The sequence below is a fragment of the Cryobacterium sp. BB736 genome (assembly GCF_014980265.1).
In the GTDB taxonomy this organism is placed as follows: domain Bacteria; phylum Actinomycetota; class Actinomycetes; order Actinomycetales; family Microbacteriaceae; genus Terrimesophilobacter.
Genome location: NZ_JABXWQ010000001.1, coordinates 15,180 through 31,842 on the forward strand (window position 1 = coordinate 15,180; position 16,663 = coordinate 31,842).

Below are 16,663 nucleotides of genomic sequence, written 5' to 3' on the forward strand. Positions count from 1 at the left end.
CGTTAGCGTTTTGTTCGCTTGTCTGGCGGCATCCGGCGTCGCTAGGCTACGAACTCGCCGCCAGCAGCACCGACTGGTATTGCGCGACGTAACGCTGCTCCTCCGCTGCGGCGAGGTGCCGGAACGTCTTCGTGCCCTGCAGGGAGACGGGTGTGGGGAATACCAGCCGATTGGCGGCCACAGCCGGGTCGAGAGCCGACGCTTCCTGGTCGCGGATGTCGACCGGCGACACGTAGTTGGTGGCCGCAGCGACCTGCACCGCAACCGTCGGCTCGTAATAGTGGTTGACGAAGGCCTCGACGTTGCCCTTGCGCGCCGATCCGATCGGGACGACCAGGTCCTGCGTCCAGAGCACGCCACCGGCGGCCGGGATGGCGAAGCCCCACGGCTCGTCGAACGCTTCGCCCGACCCCGCCCGGGCCGCAGCGGCCTGGTTCAGTCGCAGGATGTCCGCCGACCGCGCGAAGCCCGCGACGATGTCGCCCGACGTCAGCGCATCCAGGTACTTCGAGTCCTGGATCGCCGCGACCTGGCCGCTCACGACGTGCTGGCGGAGCGTGTCGGTCGCCGCCGTGAACTCGGCATCTCCCCAGGCGCCCGAGATGTCGACACCGGCGTCGAGCATGATCAGGCCGATGGTCTCCTGCATGCTCGACAGCACGCCAACCCGGCCCTTCAGCGCCGGATCCCACAACTGCGAGACGCTCCTGATGCCGTCCGGGAACTCCGCCCGGTTCCAGGCGATGCCGGTGATAGCGCTCCGCCAGGGCATCGAGTGCATCCGCTTCGGGTCGAACGCCGCTTCCCGGAACCGAGGCCGAACGTTCACCGTGTTCGGCATGGCGTCAAGCGCGAACTGCTGCGTGTAACCGAGCCGGATCCAGCGTGCGACCATCCATTCGCTCAGCACGACGGCATCCGCGCCGATGTCACTGCCGGACGCGAGGCGGGTCTTGACGTCGTTGTAGTACAGGTTGTCGTCGGTGACGGCCTTCCAGTAGGAGACATCGACGTCGTACTGTTTGGCGAACTCCTCGATGCCCGGAAAGTCCTCGCCGAGCGTGTTGCCGTAGGTTTCCCAGCTGTCGATGCGCAGCGTGCGCCACTCGTCGGAGCGGTCGGCCGCGGGCGAGGGCTTCGGAGGCTGGTTGCTCGAGCACGCGGCGAGACCGATCACCGCACCGCCGATACCGGCTGCGGCGAGAAGGTTGCGGCGGGAAGGAAGCGGGCTCGAGCGGTGTGCGGGCAGCATGGGCGGGACTTTCGTGCTCTGGCGGGTTCTTAGGAAGCCTCGGATGCTTCCGGTGCGAGCGTGGCGCATCCGACCTAACGCTGAACGACGCTCAGGTGAACAGCGGGTGAACCGACCCGTTACAGAGCGGCGAGCCTCTTCCGCCTGGCCGCCGACGAGACCTGCACGACGATCACGATGACGATCGCCGCAATGAACACTGCGCTGGCGACGACATTGGCCTCAGGCGGGATTCCGCGCGCAGCAGCCGTGTAGATGTACCTCGGCAGCGTGACGGCGGGACCGGCGTTGAAGTTGGTGATGATGAAGTCGTCGAAGCTCAGCGCAAAGGACAGCAGCGCTGCGGCCATGATCCCGGGTATCAGCAGCGGGAAGGTGATATGCCAGAACACCTGTGCGGGCGAACCGTACAGGTCGCGGCCGGCCTCCTCGAGCGCCGGATCGAGTGACTCGATGCGGGCGCGCACCGTCACCACCACGAAACTGATGCAGAACATGGTGTGGGCCAGGATGATCGTGCCGACGCCCTTCTGGACACCGGCGGTGAGGAACTCGGCGGCCAGTCCGGCACCGAGGACGACCTCGGGGGTTGCCATCGGCAGGAAAAGCAGCAGCGTCGTCGCCTTGCGGAACCGGAACCGGTAACGGACCAGTGCGATGGCGATCATCGTCCCGAGTACGGTAGCGAGGACTGTCGCGACGACACCGACCAGGATGCTGGTGCCGAACGCCTCGCACACGCCCTGCGACTGGCACACGTTGAGCCAGTTGTCGAGCGTGAATCCACGCCAGATGATGTTGGTGCGCCGGGCGTCGTTGAACGAGAACACGATCGTGTAGACGATCGGGATGAGGATGAAAGTGAACGCGATGACGCTGTACACGATGAGCGCGTAGCGACCGAACCCTCGAGTCATACCAGGTCCTCCGTTCCGCTGCGCCTCACGTAGAAGCTGATCAGGACCAGGATGACGCTCATCAGGATGAACGACAGTGCGGCCGCGGCCGGGTAGTTCTGCAGCACCAGGAAGTTCGCCTCGATGACGTTTCCGATCATCGCCGTGTCGGTGGAGCCGAGGAAGTCGCGGCTGGCGTTGATGTAGTCGCCAGCGGCGGGGATGAACGTGAGCAGCACGCCGGAGATGATGCCCGGCGCCGACAGCGGAAGCGTCACCTTGCGGAAGGTTGTCGCCGGTGACGCGTAGAGGTCGGCTCCCGCCTCCACGTAGCGCAGGTCCAGGCGCTCGAGCGAGGTGTAGATGGGCAGCACCATGAACGGGATGAAGTTGTAGGTGAGGCCGAAGATCACCGAGAACGCGGTGCCGGTGATCTGGGCATCCGCGGGCATTAGTTGGAGCGCCTGCAGGAACGAGACGACCGGTCCCTCGTCGGCGAGGATCTGCTTCCAGGCCAGCGTCCGCAGCAGGAAGCTGATGAAGAACGGCGCGATCACGAGGACGAGGGCGAGGCCCTGCAGCAGCCGGTAGGGCCGCAGGGTCACGCCGATGAAATACGCGAGCGGGTAGCTGAACAGCAACGCAAACACCGTGGCCGTGACGGCGTAGCCGAACGAGCGCAGGATGTGCGGCCCGTACCGTTCGATCACGACCACGTAGTTCTGCCAGTTGAACGCGTAATCGTAGCTTCCGATATCCCCGGTCAGGCTCGGCTGCTGCAGGCTCGTGAGCGCGAGCGACACCAGCGGGACGGCGAAGAACAGCAGCAGGTACAGGATGCCGGGCAACAGCAGGAAGAGGACGACCCTGCTCTTCCGCCGGGGCGCCTGCTCGACAGCCGGCGCCTCGGTCGAGGCGAATGCACCGAAGGCCATTTCAGCCCGCCTCGAGCTCCGACTCGAGCCGCTTCCTGCGTTGCACCGCGAGGGTCTGGGTGTCGGTGTCCGACGCGAACTTGGACTCCTCGCCCGGCTCGTCCAGCAGGCCGAAGCCGTGCTCGATGTGCCAGGTCAGCCAGACCTCTGCCCCCTCTGCGGCGACTGGACCGAACGTCGAGTTCTGGGCGAACACGACGATCGAGCCGACGCCGGGTATGTCCACCAGGTACTGGGTGCTCACGCCCGAGAACGAGACGTCCGCGATGCGGCCGGGGCCGAGCAGGTTGTCCTCCGGAACCGGCGTCGGCGCTTCGGTGTGCAGGCGCAGCTTCTCCGGCCGGATGCCCACGGTGACCTCGCCCGTGTGCCGCTTGGCGCGCGACTTGGGCACGACGATCTTGTGACCCGCGAGTTCGACCGAGATCGAGTCGGCTGTCGTGCCCGCTACCGGGCCGGTGAACAGGTTCGACTGGCCGAGGAAGTTCGCCACGAACGCGGTGTGCGGCAACTCGTACAACTCCTCGGGCGCGCCGAGCTGCTCGATCCTGCCCTTGTTCATCACCGCGACGGTGTCGGCCATTGTCATGGCCTCCTCCTGGTCGTGGGTCACGTGCAGGAAGGTGAGCCCGACCTCACCCTGGATCGATTTCAACTCGAGCTGCATCTGGCGCCGCAGCTTGAGGTCGAGCGCACCGAGCGGCTCGTCCAGGAGCAGCAGCGCCGGTCGGTTCACGATCGCGCGCGCGAGCGCGACACGCTGCTGCTGCCCACCGGAGAGCTGCTGCGGCTTGCGCCCGGCGAGGTGGTCGAGCTCGACCAGGCGCAGCGCTTCGTGTGCCTTCTGCCCCGCGTCGGAGATTCCTCGTCGCTTCAGGCCGAACTCCACGTTCTCCAGCACGGTCATGTGCGGGAACAGCGCGTAGCTCTGGAACACGGTGTTGACTGGCCGCTGGTGCGGCTTGGTCGAGGTCACGTCCTTTCCGCCGATCAGGATGCGCCCTTCTGTTGCGTCCTCGAGTCCGGCGACGAGGCGCAGGGTCGTGGTCTTGCCGCATCCGGATGGCCCCAGCAGCGCGAAGAACGAGCCTGCGGGGATGGTGAGTGTCAGGTCGTCAACCGCCGTGAACCCCGGGAATCTCTTTGTCACTCCCTGGAGTTCAAGGTCGGCTCCGGCCTCGTCGAATTGCCCTCTTGCCATTGTCAGCCCAGCAGCACGCTCTGGAACTCGCTGCCGTATTGCTGCTCCTCCGCGTTGGAGAGCTTGCGGAATACGTGAACCTGGGAGAGCGTGTCGTCGTCGGGGAAGATCAACTGGTTTTCGGCGAGCTCGGGATCGATGGCGATTGCGGCCTCCTTCGCCCCCACGACCGGTGTCACGTAGTTCACCCACGCGGCGACCTCTGCTGCCACCTCTGGCTCGTAGTAGTAGTTGATGAGCGCCTCGGCGTTCTTCTTGTGCGGCGACCCCATCGGCACGACGAAGTTGTCGTTCCACAGCGTGCCGCCTGCTTCCGGAATCGCGAACTTCCACTTCTCTTCGCCTGCTTCGGCGTTGATCAGCGTGATGTCACCCGACCAGCAGATGGCCGCGAGGGTGTCACCGTTGACGAGGTCCTCCAAGTAGGAGTTACCGCGGACGGCGCCGATCTGACCGGATTCCACCTGCTCGCGGAAGACATCCATCGCTTTCGCCCACTCGTCGTCACCCCAGTCTCCCGAGATGTCGACGCCCTCGTCTTGCAGGATCACGCCCATCGTGTCGCGCATCTCGGACAGCACGCCGACGCGGCCCTTGAGGGACGGGTCCCACAGGTCGCTCACGGACTTGAGGCCGTTCGGGACTTTCTCGATGTTCCAGCAGATCCCGGCGAAACCACCCTGCCACGGGATGCTCTTCTGACGGCCAGGGTCGAAGTCGGTGTCAGCGAACTCCGGCGTCAGGTTGGAGATGTTCGGGATGTTTGCGTGGTCGAGATCCTGGACGAAGCCGAGGTTGATCCAGCGGGTGATCATCCAGTCGGTGAGGCAGACCGTGTCCGCCCCGATGTCCTGACCGAGCGCCAGCTGGTCGCGCACCTTCGCGTAGTAGGTGTTGTTGTCGTCGACGTCGATCAGGTACTCGACGCTGATCCCGGTCTTCTCCTGGAAGCCTTCGATCGTCGGGTAGTTTCCGTCGTCATCCTCGTCGATGTAGGCGGGCCAGTTCGCCCAGCGCACTGTCTTATCGGTGTCGGAGACGTCCTCGGCGGGCGTGAGCACGGTGCGTCCTGATGGGGTGCAGGCGGCGAGTCCCAGCGCGACCGCGCCTGCACCCGTGCCAGCCAACATGGTGCGACGGGACAGCTGGTGCGCTCGAGCCTGCTGGACAAGACGGCGGATGATCGGGTCTTCGGGCAGTTGGCGGTTCATTAGCTTTGCCTCTTCTCTCAAGCAACGCTGCAAGGGGTCGGAGTCACGCATCACACGTGCCGTGGAAAGATACTTGCACACTCCCGCGCAATATCGCACCACTCACGGCTGTTTACGGCAGGTTCTTTTCACGATTGTGACGAAATCAGCACAAATGTGCGGGGGTTACGTTCGGAATCCATCGTGGCATCCGAGCTATGGTTGTAGCTGAGCGGTGATCCAATGACGGGCCCGCGTTTCGTCATGTCTACGGCAGGAGAGCAATGAAGGTCGGCATCCCCAAGGAGATCAAGAACAACGAGTTCAGGGTCGCGATCACGCCGGCGGGGGTTCATGACCTCGTCTCCAACGGCCACGACGTCATTGTCGAGACCGGCGCTGGGCTGGGGTCATCGATTACCGACAGCGAGTACGCGGCCGCGGGGGCGACTATCGCGCCGGATGCAGCGAGCACCTGGGGCGAAGCCGACCTGTTGCTGAAGGTCAAGGAGCCGGTGCCCAGCGAGTACGGGTTCTTCCGTGAGGACCTCACTCTCTTCGCCTACCTGCACCTTGCCGCCGAGCCCGAGCTGACCAGGGCCCTTGTTCAGAGCCGTATGACGGCGATCGCCTACGAGACGGTGCAGCTGCCGTCGCGGGCCCTGCCGCTGCTCGCCCCGATGAGCGAGGTCGCCGGACGACTCGCCCCCATCGTCGGCGCCTACTCGATGCTGAAGCCTGCCGGCGGCCCCGGTCTCCTTGTCCCCGGCGTACCCGGCACCGCTCCCGCCAAGGTGGTCGTGCTCGGTGGTGGCGTCGCTGGCACGAACGCGATCTCGGTCGCGGTCGGCCTTGGCGCCGAGGTCACCGTGCTCGACACCAACCTGCAGCGGCTGAAGGAACTCGACGCGCTCTACAGCGGGCGCATCCGCACCATCGCGTCCAACGCGTTCGAGATCGAGCGTGCTGTCCTGCCTGCCGACCTTGTCATCGGGTCCGTGCTGATCCCGGGTGCCAAGGCGCCGAAGCTGGTCAGCAATGACCTGGTGTCCCGGATGCGTCCGGGCAGCGTGCTCGTCGACATCGCCGTCGACCAGGGCGGTTGTTTCGAGGACTCCCGCCCGACCACGCACTCGGACCCGACCTTCAGGGTGCACAATTCGCTGTTCTACTGTGTCGCCAACATGCCCGGAGCGGTTCCGAACACGTCGACGTATGCGCTGACCAACGCCACCATGCCGTACGTGCGCGCGATCGCGAACAACGGCTGGCAAGTCGCGCTGCAGGCTGACCCGAGTCTCGCGCTCGGCCTGAACACGCACGGCGGTCGGGTTGTCAACCGGCCGGTCGCCGAGGCGCTCGGCTACGACCACGTGCAGCTGGAAGAGGCGATCGCCTAACGCCGCCGGCGGGCCGTGGCGGGTCGGCCGCCTGCTATGCAGGAGCTTCCTCGTTCTGCAGGACATGTGGCCCGGTTGCCATGGATTGTCGGGGATCCGGGCGCGTTTGACGGCGGATGTCCTGCACAACAGGGGTCCCGGCGATCAATCGACTGCGCAACTGAGCGCGCGCACGGTGATAGCGGCTGCGAATCGTGCCCTCCTTGATGCGAAGGATGCGACTCACCTCGACAAGCGAGAACCCGTCCCAGTGAACGAGGCCGATGATGTCGCGATCGACTGGGTCGAGCTCTCGAAGCATCGCGTGCAATTCGGCGTACTCGGACGAGTCAACGAATCCTGAGTCGTGGTTCGTCAGGAGTTCGCTCCTGAGCCGGTCAGCAACTGCACGGCGGCGATACCCGCTGCGTCGATGGTGCAGGAGAACGTTCCGGGCGATTCCGAACATCCATGGCCGGACTTCGTCATTCGATCGGGGCAGCGATGCCGCACGCTTCCAAAGGATCATGAAGGTCTCCGCGAGTAGGTCCGCCGCGTCGTGCGACGGCTCCACACGTCGGGACAAGTACGCGAGCAAAGCCGGAGAATGGTCCGCTACCGCTCGCTCGATGCGTGCACGACGCGACTCCGAGTGTTCTCTCACAGGTCTGCCGGGACGCAGGTCATCCCGTGGGCATCCACCCCGACCGTGTCGCCTGGCTCGCTGAACCAGAGCACTCCAGGTACGACCTCGCGGGCGAACTTCTGGAGAAACGGCGAAAGTTGATCGGCTACGCGCCGTTCGCCATCGGGATCGAACGGCTCCGGCTTCCCGGCGTCATAGAGGTGCTGCCCGAAGCCCGCCCAATCACGAGCTTCGATCGCTTCGTCCAGCGCTGCGCGATCTCCCGGACCCGGGTTGCGCAATTCGATCCAAGCGCGACAGGTCTCGGAATGCCCATCGTCGGTGGTCCAGTTCACCGGGATTGGAGTCGTGTTTCTTGCGTTCTCCAGTGGCATGCTCACGCCCGCCCAGTGTGACATCTCCACCACAGCGACACCCGCACCCGCCGTGAGAGCCAATGAGCCGCCAACGAGCATGGGCACGAACCATCGTGACCTCACCGGACGACCTTCCCGAAGCTGTGCAGGCATCGATGCGTCAACCAGCATCGCGGTCTCGCGCAACGCGGCCGGCGTCATCGGCTTGATGGCGGCTGAGAGCAGCTCGTCGAGTCGGTCGTCGTTCACGGATCCTCCAGTGGTGTTTGCCTCTTCATTCCCGGATCGCTGCACATCGTTGCACATCGACGAACTTGACAGGTTTTAGCCCTGTTTAGGCATCGGCAGGGCGACCCGCTCCACCGGCCCGTCGCCGGGCACGAGCCACGCCGTCTGGCGCGGGTTCTCCAGCGGCGGCGGCAGTTCAGCGAGTCTCGTCACTGCACGGAACTCGGAAGTGGAGCAGCCGTGCACGAGGACAGGAAGCCTTGACCGCAAGCGTGGCAGCAAACCCCAGCGCGCCTGCCACACATCCGGATCACCGATGATGACCGTGCGGCGTCCACCACTTGCCGTTTCCAGGCCATCCGCTGCCGAATCCAGTTCGACGACCTTGAGGTCCGACCCCAGCGTGCGCAGAAGGTCGCCGAGCTGGCCAGGTGCCGCAGCGACAACAGCAAACGATCCGTCCAGCCGCTCCGCGACGGGTGGTGTCACCGGCCGGGGCGCGGGAGACAGCGGATCGGCGAGCACGAACTGGATGCGCTTCGCTTGCCACTGGCCGCCGCCGGGCGGCAGCGTCGGATCGTGCAGCCCCGGCTCACCACCCGCCAGCAGGTAGTCCGCTCGATCGGGAATCCGCAGGAGGATCCGGCTGTCGCACAACGCCGAAATCGCGTTCCATCCGAGCCGTCGAGCCGCCGCGACGACACGCACGCCGGCCGATGGCCCCTCCTGCAGCACCGCGGCCAGCAACTCCACGAAAGCCTGCTGGTAGTCGATGGTGAACCTCGAGCACAGGGTGTCCAGGTCGTCGACCAGCAGCAGCGGAACCGTTCGCTGTCCGGCCCTCACCGCGGCGAGCGTGCCGAACACGACATCCCACGCTCCCTCGATGTCGGCCGGGATGAGCTGCGCGTTGCCTGCTGAGCCGATGGCGGCCAGCGCCCCGCTCTTGCCTGAACCCGCCCCGCCGAGCACAAGCAGGTTCCCGTGCTGACGCGGACGGTAGACCGCGACCGGCTGCTCTTGCCGCTCGGGCAGGTCGAACAGGCCAATCGGCACGGCGATCTCGTCTGCGTCGGCGTCCCCTCCGAGCAGCGCAGGCAAGGCCGAGAACGGGAGTCTCGGCGGCAGCGGGTCCAGCCACGGGCGGTGCAGCTCCCATTCGCGGTCCCGCCAAACCGCGGCGACCTCCCGGGCGTCCGCGGGTCCGGCCAGAGCTAGTTGCACGATAGTCGGTCGCTCCCCCGCGACCGCCGCGAGCGCCCGACCGGGCGTACGCGGCAGTCGCGACGCATCCGGCACGCCCACCACCGCCGCGCTGTCAGCTGGATTGTTCACCCGCAGGCAGATGCGCAGGGAGCAGTTCGCCAGTACGGCATCCCGGATGACGCCGGATGGCCGCTGCGTGCACAGCACCAGGTGGAGGCCGAGCGACCGGCCGCGCGCGGCGATATCGGCGAACAGCTCATGCAGGCCGGGGAGCTCGCTGACCATGGCAGCGAACTCGTCGACCACGATCACCAGTCTCGGCAAGACCCCAGGCGCGAGCTCCGCCACGTCCTTCACCGCGGCGCGCGCGAGCGCCGCCTCACGCCTTCTCAGCTCCGCGCGCAGGCTCTCCAGTGCGCGGCCGGCCTCCCGCTCGTCCAGATCGGTCACGACACCCGCGCAGTGCGGCAATACCGCCAGCGGGGCGAACGCCGAACCGCCCTTGAAGTCAACCAACAGGAAGTTCACCTCCAGCGGAGAGCGTGTCGAAGCCAGTGCGAGCGCCAGCGTGACGAGCAGTTCGCTCTTGCCGCTTCCGGTCGTGCCTCCGACGAGCAGATGGGGGCCGTCCCGCACGAGGTCAAGGATGACCGGTCCAGCCGCACCGACCCCGATCGCGCAGCCGAACACGCCACCGCCGACGCGGCCGATCGATGAGAACGTGACGGACTCCGGGAGGCCCGCGGATGCGCCCAGGCCATCCTGCTCCGCCGCCAGCGCCAGTCGCCGGCTGAACGCGACGGCCTGTTCCAGCGACGCGAACTCGGGAACGAGGTCGCGAACGTCGGGCGCTTCCGGATGGCTGAGGATCCCAGCGGGAGCAGTCAGCGAAACGACTACTCGGCACGAGCTGGGAAGCGTGTCGGCGGTCGCGGCCACCGCGACGACGATCGTGTCGTCGCCCGAGACGAACTCGACGCCAGGCACCTCCGACGACAGCTCGACCCGGTGCGGTAGGTCACGCAGCCAGAGCCAGTCGGTTGCCGCCCGGATGGTGACGTCACCCGGCCCAAGCGCGAAGGCGAGCCTCAACGTCACGGCTCGCGCGGCGGCGTGAGCGAGAAGGAGCGGCCCGCAGAAGCCGATGCCGAGCCGAGCATCGACGCTCACCGGGGCGTCCGGAAGGCGGGTGGCGTGCTCCAGCAACTCGAGCAGCGACGGATCGTCGGACAGCGTCGGCGCGAGGTCGAGTCCGCTGACCAGCGTGCCGCTGCCGACGCGCACCGGCAGCGCATCGCCGCCTCGCGCTCGCCACCGCTCCGGATCCCGGTGACCGTTTCCGAGGAGCCTCGAAAACGACGGCGCCGCGGATTCGGCCGCGTCCCGCTCGCGGTCGTGCTCGGTGTCGATGCTCTCCCGCGTGCGACGCACAGTTGCCTCGAATGCGGCATGCGCCTCACGGGAGCGACGGGTATTGCCGCGCCTCGAGTCGACCAGGCTCGCGATCGCCACCAGCGGTCCTAGCAGCGCGAACAGCAGCGTGAACGGCGATGAGGTCAGCAGGAACAGCGCGAGGGACACCACCACGGGCGCGATCGTCGCGATCAGCGGGAATGGTGCGCGTGCCGGCGCCTGCGGTGGGGTCGGCAACGCGATCGATGGCACTGGACAACCCCACCAGACGCCCGCGCTCCTCGGATGCCCGCGCCTCGGCATCCGGGGACATCGCCGGCTCGATCCTGTGCCGCGCGGAGCGGACCTCGGGCGCCGCTCTATCAGCTGACGATGAAGAACTGCTCGCCGATGTCGATGCGGGAGCCGCGGATCACGCGGTAGCGTCGATCGGCTTGCAATCGGCGTGGCAGGGCCTCGGGCTCCCTCAGCACCGTCCCGTTGCCGGAGAACCGGTCACGAACCCAGAACACGCCGGACTCCTGCCCGTACTCGAGGTGCGTCTTGGACACCGAGCGCGTCGGGTCGACCACCGCGAGCAGCTGGTCGAAGTACTCGCCGGGCTCTGGGCGCGGATTCCGGCCGACCAGACCGGAGCCGAAGACCGTGTAGCTCTCGCCCGTGCTGAACTGGAGCACGAACCGCTCGCCGGTGACTCCCGGGGCAACGATGCGGGTCGCCTCGACGTCCTCGAAGGCCGTGGACGGTTCGACGGGCGCTGGGACCGGCTCGTGCTCGAGCACTGGCTCGGGTTCGGGAGCCGGCTCCGGTTCCAGTTCGAGCTCGGGTTCTGCTTCCGCGTCCGGTTCCGGCTCCAGCTCCGGCTCCAGTTCCGGCTCTGGCTCCCACTCCGGCTCCAGTTCCGGCATCTCTTCGACTTCCGTGACGGTGGGCACGCCCACCGGGATGGGCGTCACGACCGCGGTGTCGCGCGGATCGCCACCCGACGCGAATGCCTTGCTCACCGCCTGCGACACGAAGCCGCACTCGGGGCAGAAGATGTCCTCGCGAAGCATGGCCGAGCCACACTGGTCGCACCGGGTCTCGTCGACCGCAGCCCCCAGCGACGGCGGCGGTGCGGGTGTCGTCAGAGGACGAGCGACGATCGGGCGTGGGGGTGGCGCGACGGTGGTCTTCACCGCCCTGCCGCATTCGCCGCAGAACAGTGCCCCGGTCGGCAGCTCGGTGGAGCAGTAGCTGCACTTCATTGCGGCTTCCCCTCCCGCCGGAACAGCTTGCTGACACTATATCCACCGAGCGATCGCAGTGAGACGAGGGCCTTCAGCCGCTCCCATCGGGTGAGCCCGGCACCGAGCGCGTAGCGCAGCTCCTCAACCGCGCTCCACACCTGGTCCGCATCCTCGTCGCTCGGATTGCCGGGGGCGAAGACCGCACGGTCGGCCACCGACGCGAGAACCAGGGGCTGCGTGCCGCCCACCGCCTGCGCCACCTCGAGCCGGGTCGGGGCGGCGCCAGGGCTGACGCCATGATCGATTGCCGTGTCCTCGAACTCCCGCCATCCGCCGGCGATGCGCAGTGCGGCTGTCGGCGCCTTCCGCCTGAGCCGGCGTCTGCGCCACTTCGCCGCGACGATCGTGATGAACGGAGACAGGACGATCGCGGCGACGACCAGTGAGAGCCCGAGCACGGCGAGCACACGGAGGACGATGCCGACGATCACGTTCTCCTCCGGCGGCTGCTCCTGGGTGCTCTCCGGCGGAAGCTGGGTGTCCGGCTGCTCGGGCTCGAGCACCGGCGGCTGGACCGGCGACTGCGGGCGCGCGACGACGGCAGGGTCCTCGGGGACCTCGGCGGGGATGGGTCGCTCCGGCGGCGTCGGGTCGATCGCGACCCAGCCGTAGCGGGCGGTGTTCACCTCGATCCACGCAGTGATGTCATTCCCCCGGATGATGGTGCTGCCGCCCGCGGTCGGATCGGTGGAGAAACCGACGACGACGCGCGCCGGGAACCCGAGTTCTCGCGCCATCAGCGCTGCGGTGACCGCGTACTGTTCCTGGTCGCCGATCATCCGCTGCGAGCCGAGAAGCTCGGTGATGCGGTCGGCGCCGTGCCCCGATCGGCTCACCGGCTCATCCGGATCGATGCCGTGGCTGACGAATCCCTCGGCGCGCAGTCCGTTCAGCATCGCTGCGAGACGCTCCCCCGGACCGTTCGCGTTTCGCACCCACCTGTCCAGTGTTGCCGCGAGCTCGTCGGGGACGACCTGCACAGGCGGCTGCGGAAGCGGGTTCGGTTCCAGGCTGGTGAGCTGCTCGTCGGTCGGCTGGGTGGGGATCACCGCGGTGACCGTGTAGCTATCGCCGCCGTCCAGCGAACCGAGCACCGCCGCCGAGCCCGTGCTGTCGTTGTAGTAGAAGCTGTCGCGAAGCTGCCGTCCCCGGTCGCCCGCGAAGTCGATGCTCACGAGCTTGCCGACCGTGGGCACCCAGACATCCGAGTAGCCCTGGATCGTGAACACCGCGGTCACCTCGTCGCCGTCAACCGACGACTGGTCGACACGGAACGGCAGGCGTGTGAACGAACCGGATGCGCTCTCGACGTCCGGGGTCCCAACCGAGTACACGATGCCGTCGTAGGTGTCGAGTGTCGCGACCCGGATGAAGGTACCTGGGGGCAAGCCGTCGACGGTGAACAGTGTGCGAGTCGCCTCCGGCTGAGTGAGCATCGCCCGGAAGCCGACGAGCGGACTCGCATAGTCACGCGGGTCGAACGGCTGCTCGATGCTCGAGCGGAGCACGATCCGCTCATGACCGGGAGGCAGCAGCGTCGCCGCCCCCACCCCGGTGCTGGCGGCGATGGCGAAGATCGCGCCCGCGCTGAGCAGGGTGCGCACGCCGACGAACGGGCCGTCTGGTCGCGTCTCGAGCGGCCCGGCTGGGTCGGTCGCCTGACGTGCGAGCAACCGCACCGCCTCCCGCCTGCGGTACCAGCGCCGCCAGATGAGCCACAGCAGCACGCTCGCGACCAGCCCGAGGGTGAGCTGGAGTGGCCATTGCGCCTCGATCGGGCCGAAGAGGCCGGCGACGAGGTAGACGGCCAGTGGCCCGATGGCGGCCAGTTCGCCGTAACGCGCGCGCAGCGCCACCGACAGGGTGATCACGACGGTGACGAGGATCAGGGCGAACGCGGGGACGAGCAGGGCCTGGAAGCTGCCAACAGGGAGGCTGATGGTGAGCAGCTGCTTCCAGCCGAGCGCCACGCCAGCGATCAGGTCGATAAGACCGTCGACGGAGGGCAGCAGGCCGGCGATCGCCTTGCCCGGCACTGCCAGCGGGACGCCGAGCAGCAGGAACGCGCCCGCTGTGGCCAGCAGCAGCACCAGGCTTGACGCGCGCACGCGGGCCCCGATGATCGCGATCGCGGATCCGGCGAGGACCGTGACGACGGCCATGATCACGAACGGTGGGCTCCCGTAGGTCGCCCAGAAGGCGGTGATCGCCAGCGCCATGGTGAGCCACACCATCGCGGTGCTGACGATGATGAAGCCGACCCCGGGTTGCTGGTTCATGCCGCCGCCGATCGGGCGAGGGCTCGAGCGAAGTCGTTCAGCGACCCGATCGTGAGCACGCTCAGGCCGGGCACGCGACGCAGGCCGGGGATCGTCTCCGGGTCGCAGACCACCGCGACGACCTCGACGTCGACCGGGAAGCTCGCGGATGCCGCCCGCAGCGTGCCCGGTGTCGGCAGCGAGCCGCAGATCAGGAAGGCGACGGAGACGCCCGCGATGCCGTCGGCGACCACGCGCGCCACGTCCCGCACCTGCAGGGCGGTGGGAGCGAGCTCGACCGTCGCGAGATCGTCCAGCAGGCGGGGCCGTGTCAGCGTGTCCAGCTTGGCGACCGAGAACAGCTTGCGCTTGGCGAACTCTGGGGTGCGCTCTCCCACCACCACCGAGACCTGGCGCGCGTCCCGGATGGCTCGCACGCCGAGCGATCCGGTGACGCTGACCGCGAGCTCGAATTCCTCGGCGTTGGCGTAGTCCGCCTCGGCGAGGCTCAGAGCGACCACGAGGTGGCTGCGCCGTGTCTCCTCGAACTGGCGCACCATGTAGGTCCCGGTCTTCGCCGTGCTCTTCCAGTGGATGTAGCGTCGTTCGTCACCGGTGGTGTACTCGCGCAGGGCGTGGAAGGCGACATCGCTGTTGGAGAGCTGCCGGGTCGGATTCCCCTCGAGGTCGCGGATGAATCCGGTGGTCGTGCTCGGGATTCCGATTGTGCGCGGGTGCACGAACAGCTGGCTCTGCTCTGTCCACAGCAGTTCGCGCCGCACCAGGCCGATCGGATCGGCGCGGACCGTGCGCACAGGGCCGATGGAGAGCACACCGCGCTTGGCGGTGGGGATGACGAAGTCGTGCTCGAAAGTGGTCCCGCGGCTCAGTCCAGGCATGGCGAACTCTGCGAGTCCCCGCCCGACCGGAACCTCCACCGTTGTCCCGAGCAGACGCCGGCGGGTGGGGTTGCGGGCGACCACGGTCCCGACGGCCTCTTCTCCGACCACGACTCGCGGATGCTCAAGGGTTAGGTCGAACTGGAATGGGCTGCGGCCGACGAGGTAGAGCACCGCGAACAGCAGCAGGATCACGCAGAGGTAGCCGACGACGAGCAGTTCGCTCCAGCCGAATCGGTAGCCGGCGATGAGGCTCAGCGGCAGGACCGCGAGCAGGGTCCAGCCGAGCGGTGTGATGACCCCCGCGATCCTGCTCAGCGATTCGCGCAGCAGCGCGCCGACCGACTTGCTGAAGCGCACGATCGCGACGATGGTGTCGGCGAGCACGCCGGTGCGGTCGCCGACGATCCGGGCGCGGGTGTTGTGCAGGTCGAGCGTTGAAGCCGTGTCGAAGCGGCCGGAGACGCCTCGCGGCGACTGAGTGCGGACGATGCCGTTCTTCACACGGCTTGCCTCTCGGACGGTGGTGGCGTCTCGAGCAGGAGCTGGGCGACGATGCTGGAGGTCGTGACACCGTCGAACTCCGCCTCCGGATCGAGCACCAGCCGGTGCGCGAGCACCGGCTCCGCCAGCACCTTGACGTCATCCGGGATGACGTAGTGTCGACCGCTCGCGGCTGCGAGCGTCTTCGCCGTCCGCACGAGCGCGAGAGCGGCGCGCACGCTGGCACCCAGCCGCACCTCGTCCGAGTTGCGGCTCGCGTCGACGAGCCGGGAGACGTAGTCGTTGATCGACGGGTCGACATGAACCGTGCGGGCCCGAGCGGCCAGCTCGATGATCTGGGCCGCGGTGACCACGGCCGGGATCGTCGAATCGTGGGCCCGCGTCCCCGCCCCCTGGAGGATGCGCAGCGTGGACGCGTGGTCCGGATAGCCGATCGAGGCCTTCATGATGAAGCGGTCGAGTTGCGCCTCCGGCAGTCGGTACGTGCCAGCCTGCTCGATCGGGTTCTGCGTTGCGATGACCATGAACGGCATGCCGACATGGTGGGTGACGCCGTCGACGGTGACGTGGTCCTCTTCCATCACCTCGAGCAGGGCAGCCTGCGTCTTCGGGCTCGCACGGTTGATCTCGTCGGCGAGGACGATGTTGGCGAACACCGGGCCGCGGTGGAACTCGAACTCGCCGGAGCGCTGGTCGTACACGCTCACCCCGGTGATGTCCCCCGGGAGCAGGTCGGGTGTGAACTGGATCCGGTTGGTCGAGCCGTCGATGCTCTGCGCCATCGCGCGAGCGAGGCTGGTCTTCCCTGTGCCCGGGTAGTCCTCGAGCAGCAGGTGGCCTTCGCTGAGCATCGCGGTGAACGCGAGCTTGACGATGAACGTCTTTCCGAGCAGCACCTGGTCGACGCCGGCGACGAGCCGGTTGAAGACGTCGGCGAACTGCGTGGCCTGCTCTGGGGTCATCGTCATGCTGGTGCCTCTTCCGCGGTGCGTGTCGGTGTCGTGGTCGTGC

Annotated in this window: 13 protein-coding genes and 1 pseudogene; 1 reads left to right on the forward strand and 13 read right to left on the reverse strand. The window is 67.4% G+C overall.

Annotation, left to right across the window (positions count from 1 at the left end; genetic code table 11):
* Positions 1–46: 46 nt before the first annotated feature.
* The 5 genes from IRG63_RS00065 to IRG63_RS00085 form a co-directional block, all read right to left on the reverse strand.
* Positions 47–1,252 (reverse strand): PotD/PotF family extracellular solute-binding protein, encoded by a 1,206-nt coding sequence (locus tag IRG63_RS00065; RefSeq protein ID WP_193508817.1) that lies wholly within the window; start codon positions 1,250–1,252, stop codon positions 47–49.
* Between the two features lie 119 nt (positions 1,253–1,371).
* Positions 1,372–2,169 (reverse strand): ABC transporter permease, encoded by a 798-nt coding sequence (locus IRG63_RS00070; protein WP_168627829.1) that lies wholly within the window; start codon positions 2,167–2,169, stop codon positions 1,372–1,374.
* Positions 2,166–3,083, reverse strand: a complete 918-nt coding sequence (locus IRG63_RS00075) for an ABC transporter permease (RefSeq protein ID WP_168627830.1) — start codon at positions 3,081–3,083, stop codon at positions 2,166–2,168. The genes IRG63_RS00070 and IRG63_RS00075 overlap by 4 nt, the downstream gene beginning before the upstream one ends.
* 1 nt (position 3,084) lies before the next feature.
* A complete protein-coding gene (locus IRG63_RS00080) occupies positions 3,085–4,284 on the reverse strand; it encodes an ABC transporter ATP-binding protein (protein WP_168627831.1) in 1,200 nt (399 codons plus the stop codon).
* Positions 4,285–4,286: 2 nt separating this feature from the next.
* A complete protein-coding gene (locus tag IRG63_RS00085; RefSeq protein WP_168627832.1) occupies positions 4,287–5,495 on the reverse strand; it encodes a PotD/PotF family extracellular solute-binding protein in 1,209 nt (402 codons plus the stop codon).
* A 263-nt stretch (positions 5,496–5,758) separates the two neighbouring features.
* Between IRG63_RS00085 and ald the strand changes: the two genes are divergently transcribed.
* A complete protein-coding gene (ald, locus tag IRG63_RS00090) occupies positions 5,759–6,874 on the forward strand; it encodes an alanine dehydrogenase (RefSeq protein WP_193508818.1) in 1,116 nt (371 codons plus the stop codon).
* Positions 6,875–6,908: 34 nt separating this feature from the next.
* Here the strand turns inward: ald and IRG63_RS13980 are convergent, their stop codons facing one another.
* From IRG63_RS13980 to IRG63_RS00125, 8 genes and pseudogenes are all read right to left on the reverse strand, one after another.
* On the reverse strand, positions 6,909–7,517 hold the full coding sequence (locus IRG63_RS13980; protein ID WP_370566136.1) for an RNA polymerase sigma factor: 609 nt from the start codon (positions 7,515–7,517) through the stop codon (positions 6,909–6,911).
* A complete protein-coding gene (locus tag IRG63_RS00100) occupies positions 7,514–8,104 on the reverse strand; it encodes a hypothetical protein (RefSeq protein ID WP_168627835.1) in 591 nt (196 codons plus the stop codon). Before IRG63_RS00100 ends, IRG63_RS13980 begins: the two co-directional genes overlap by 4 nt.
* A gap of 75 nt (positions 8,105–8,179) precedes the next feature.
* The gene (locus IRG63_RS00105) at positions 8,180–10,954 is read right to left on the reverse strand and encodes an FtsK/SpoIIIE domain-containing protein (protein WP_193508819.1); all 2,775 of its coding nucleotides are present in this window, start codon (positions 10,952–10,954) and stop codon (positions 8,180–8,182) included.
* Positions 10,955–11,064: 110 nt separating this feature from the next.
* Positions 11,065–11,757, reverse strand: coding sequence for a hypothetical protein (locus IRG63_RS00110; RefSeq protein ID WP_255506232.1), 693 nt, complete (start codon positions 11,755–11,757; stop codon positions 11,065–11,067).
* 24 nt (positions 11,758–11,781) lie between these two features.
* Positions 11,782–11,949 (reverse strand): annotated as a pseudogene (locus IRG63_RS13985) (zinc-ribbon domain-containing protein); the annotation flags it as partial.
* Positions 11,946–14,270, reverse strand: a complete 2,325-nt coding sequence (locus tag IRG63_RS00115; RefSeq protein ID WP_193508821.1) for a transglutaminaseTgpA domain-containing protein — start codon at positions 14,268–14,270, stop codon at positions 11,946–11,948. The pseudogene IRG63_RS13985 and the gene IRG63_RS00115, both read right to left, overlap by 4 nt.
* Positions 14,267–15,652 carry a DUF58 domain-containing protein gene (locus tag IRG63_RS00120; RefSeq protein ID WP_349236214.1) on the reverse strand — a complete coding sequence of 462 codons (1,386 nt, stop codon included), beginning with the start codon at positions 15,650–15,652 and terminating at the stop codon, positions 14,267–14,269. The genes IRG63_RS00115 and IRG63_RS00120 overlap by 4 nt, the downstream gene beginning before the upstream one ends.
* Positions 15,649–16,620, reverse strand: coding sequence for a MoxR family ATPase (locus IRG63_RS00125; RefSeq protein ID WP_168627839.1), 972 nt, complete (start codon positions 16,618–16,620; stop codon positions 15,649–15,651). Before IRG63_RS00125 ends, IRG63_RS00120 begins: the two co-directional genes overlap by 4 nt.
* Positions 16,621–16,663: the final 43 nt, after the last annotated feature.

Coding starts and splice junctions, on each gene's coding strand:
- IRG63_RS00085 (WP_168627832.1), bottom strand. CDS start 5,495: ATGAACCGCCAACTGCCCGAAGACCCGATCATCCGCCGTCTTGTCCAG.
- IRG63_RS00110 (WP_255506232.1), bottom strand. CDS start 11,757: ATGCTTCGCGAGGACATCTTCTGCCCCGAGTGCGGCTTCGTGTCGCAG.
- IRG63_RS00070 (WP_168627829.1), bottom strand. CDS start 2,169: ATGACTCGAGGGTTCGGTCGCTACGCGCTCATCGTGTACAGCGTCATC.
- IRG63_RS00075 (WP_168627830.1), bottom strand. CDS start 3,083: ATGGCCTTCGGTGCATTCGCCTCGACCGAGGCGCCGGCTGTCGAGCAG.
- ald (WP_193508818.1), top strand. CDS start 5,759: ATGAAGGTCGGCATCCCCAAGGAGATCAAGAACAACGAGTTCAGGGTC.
- IRG63_RS00065 (WP_193508817.1), bottom strand. CDS start 1,252: ATGCTGCCCGCACACCGCTCGAGCCCGCTTCCTTCCCGCCGCAACCTT.
- IRG63_RS00080 (WP_168627831.1), bottom strand. CDS start 4,284: ATGGCAAGAGGGCAATTCGACGAGGCCGGAGCCGACCTTGAACTCCAG.
- IRG63_RS00115 (WP_193508821.1), bottom strand. CDS start 14,270: ATGAACCAGCAACCCGGGGTCGGCTTCATCATCGTCAGCACCGCGATG.
- IRG63_RS00125 (WP_168627839.1), bottom strand. CDS start 16,620: ATGACGATGACCCCAGAGCAGGCCACGCAGTTCGCCGACGTCTTCAAC.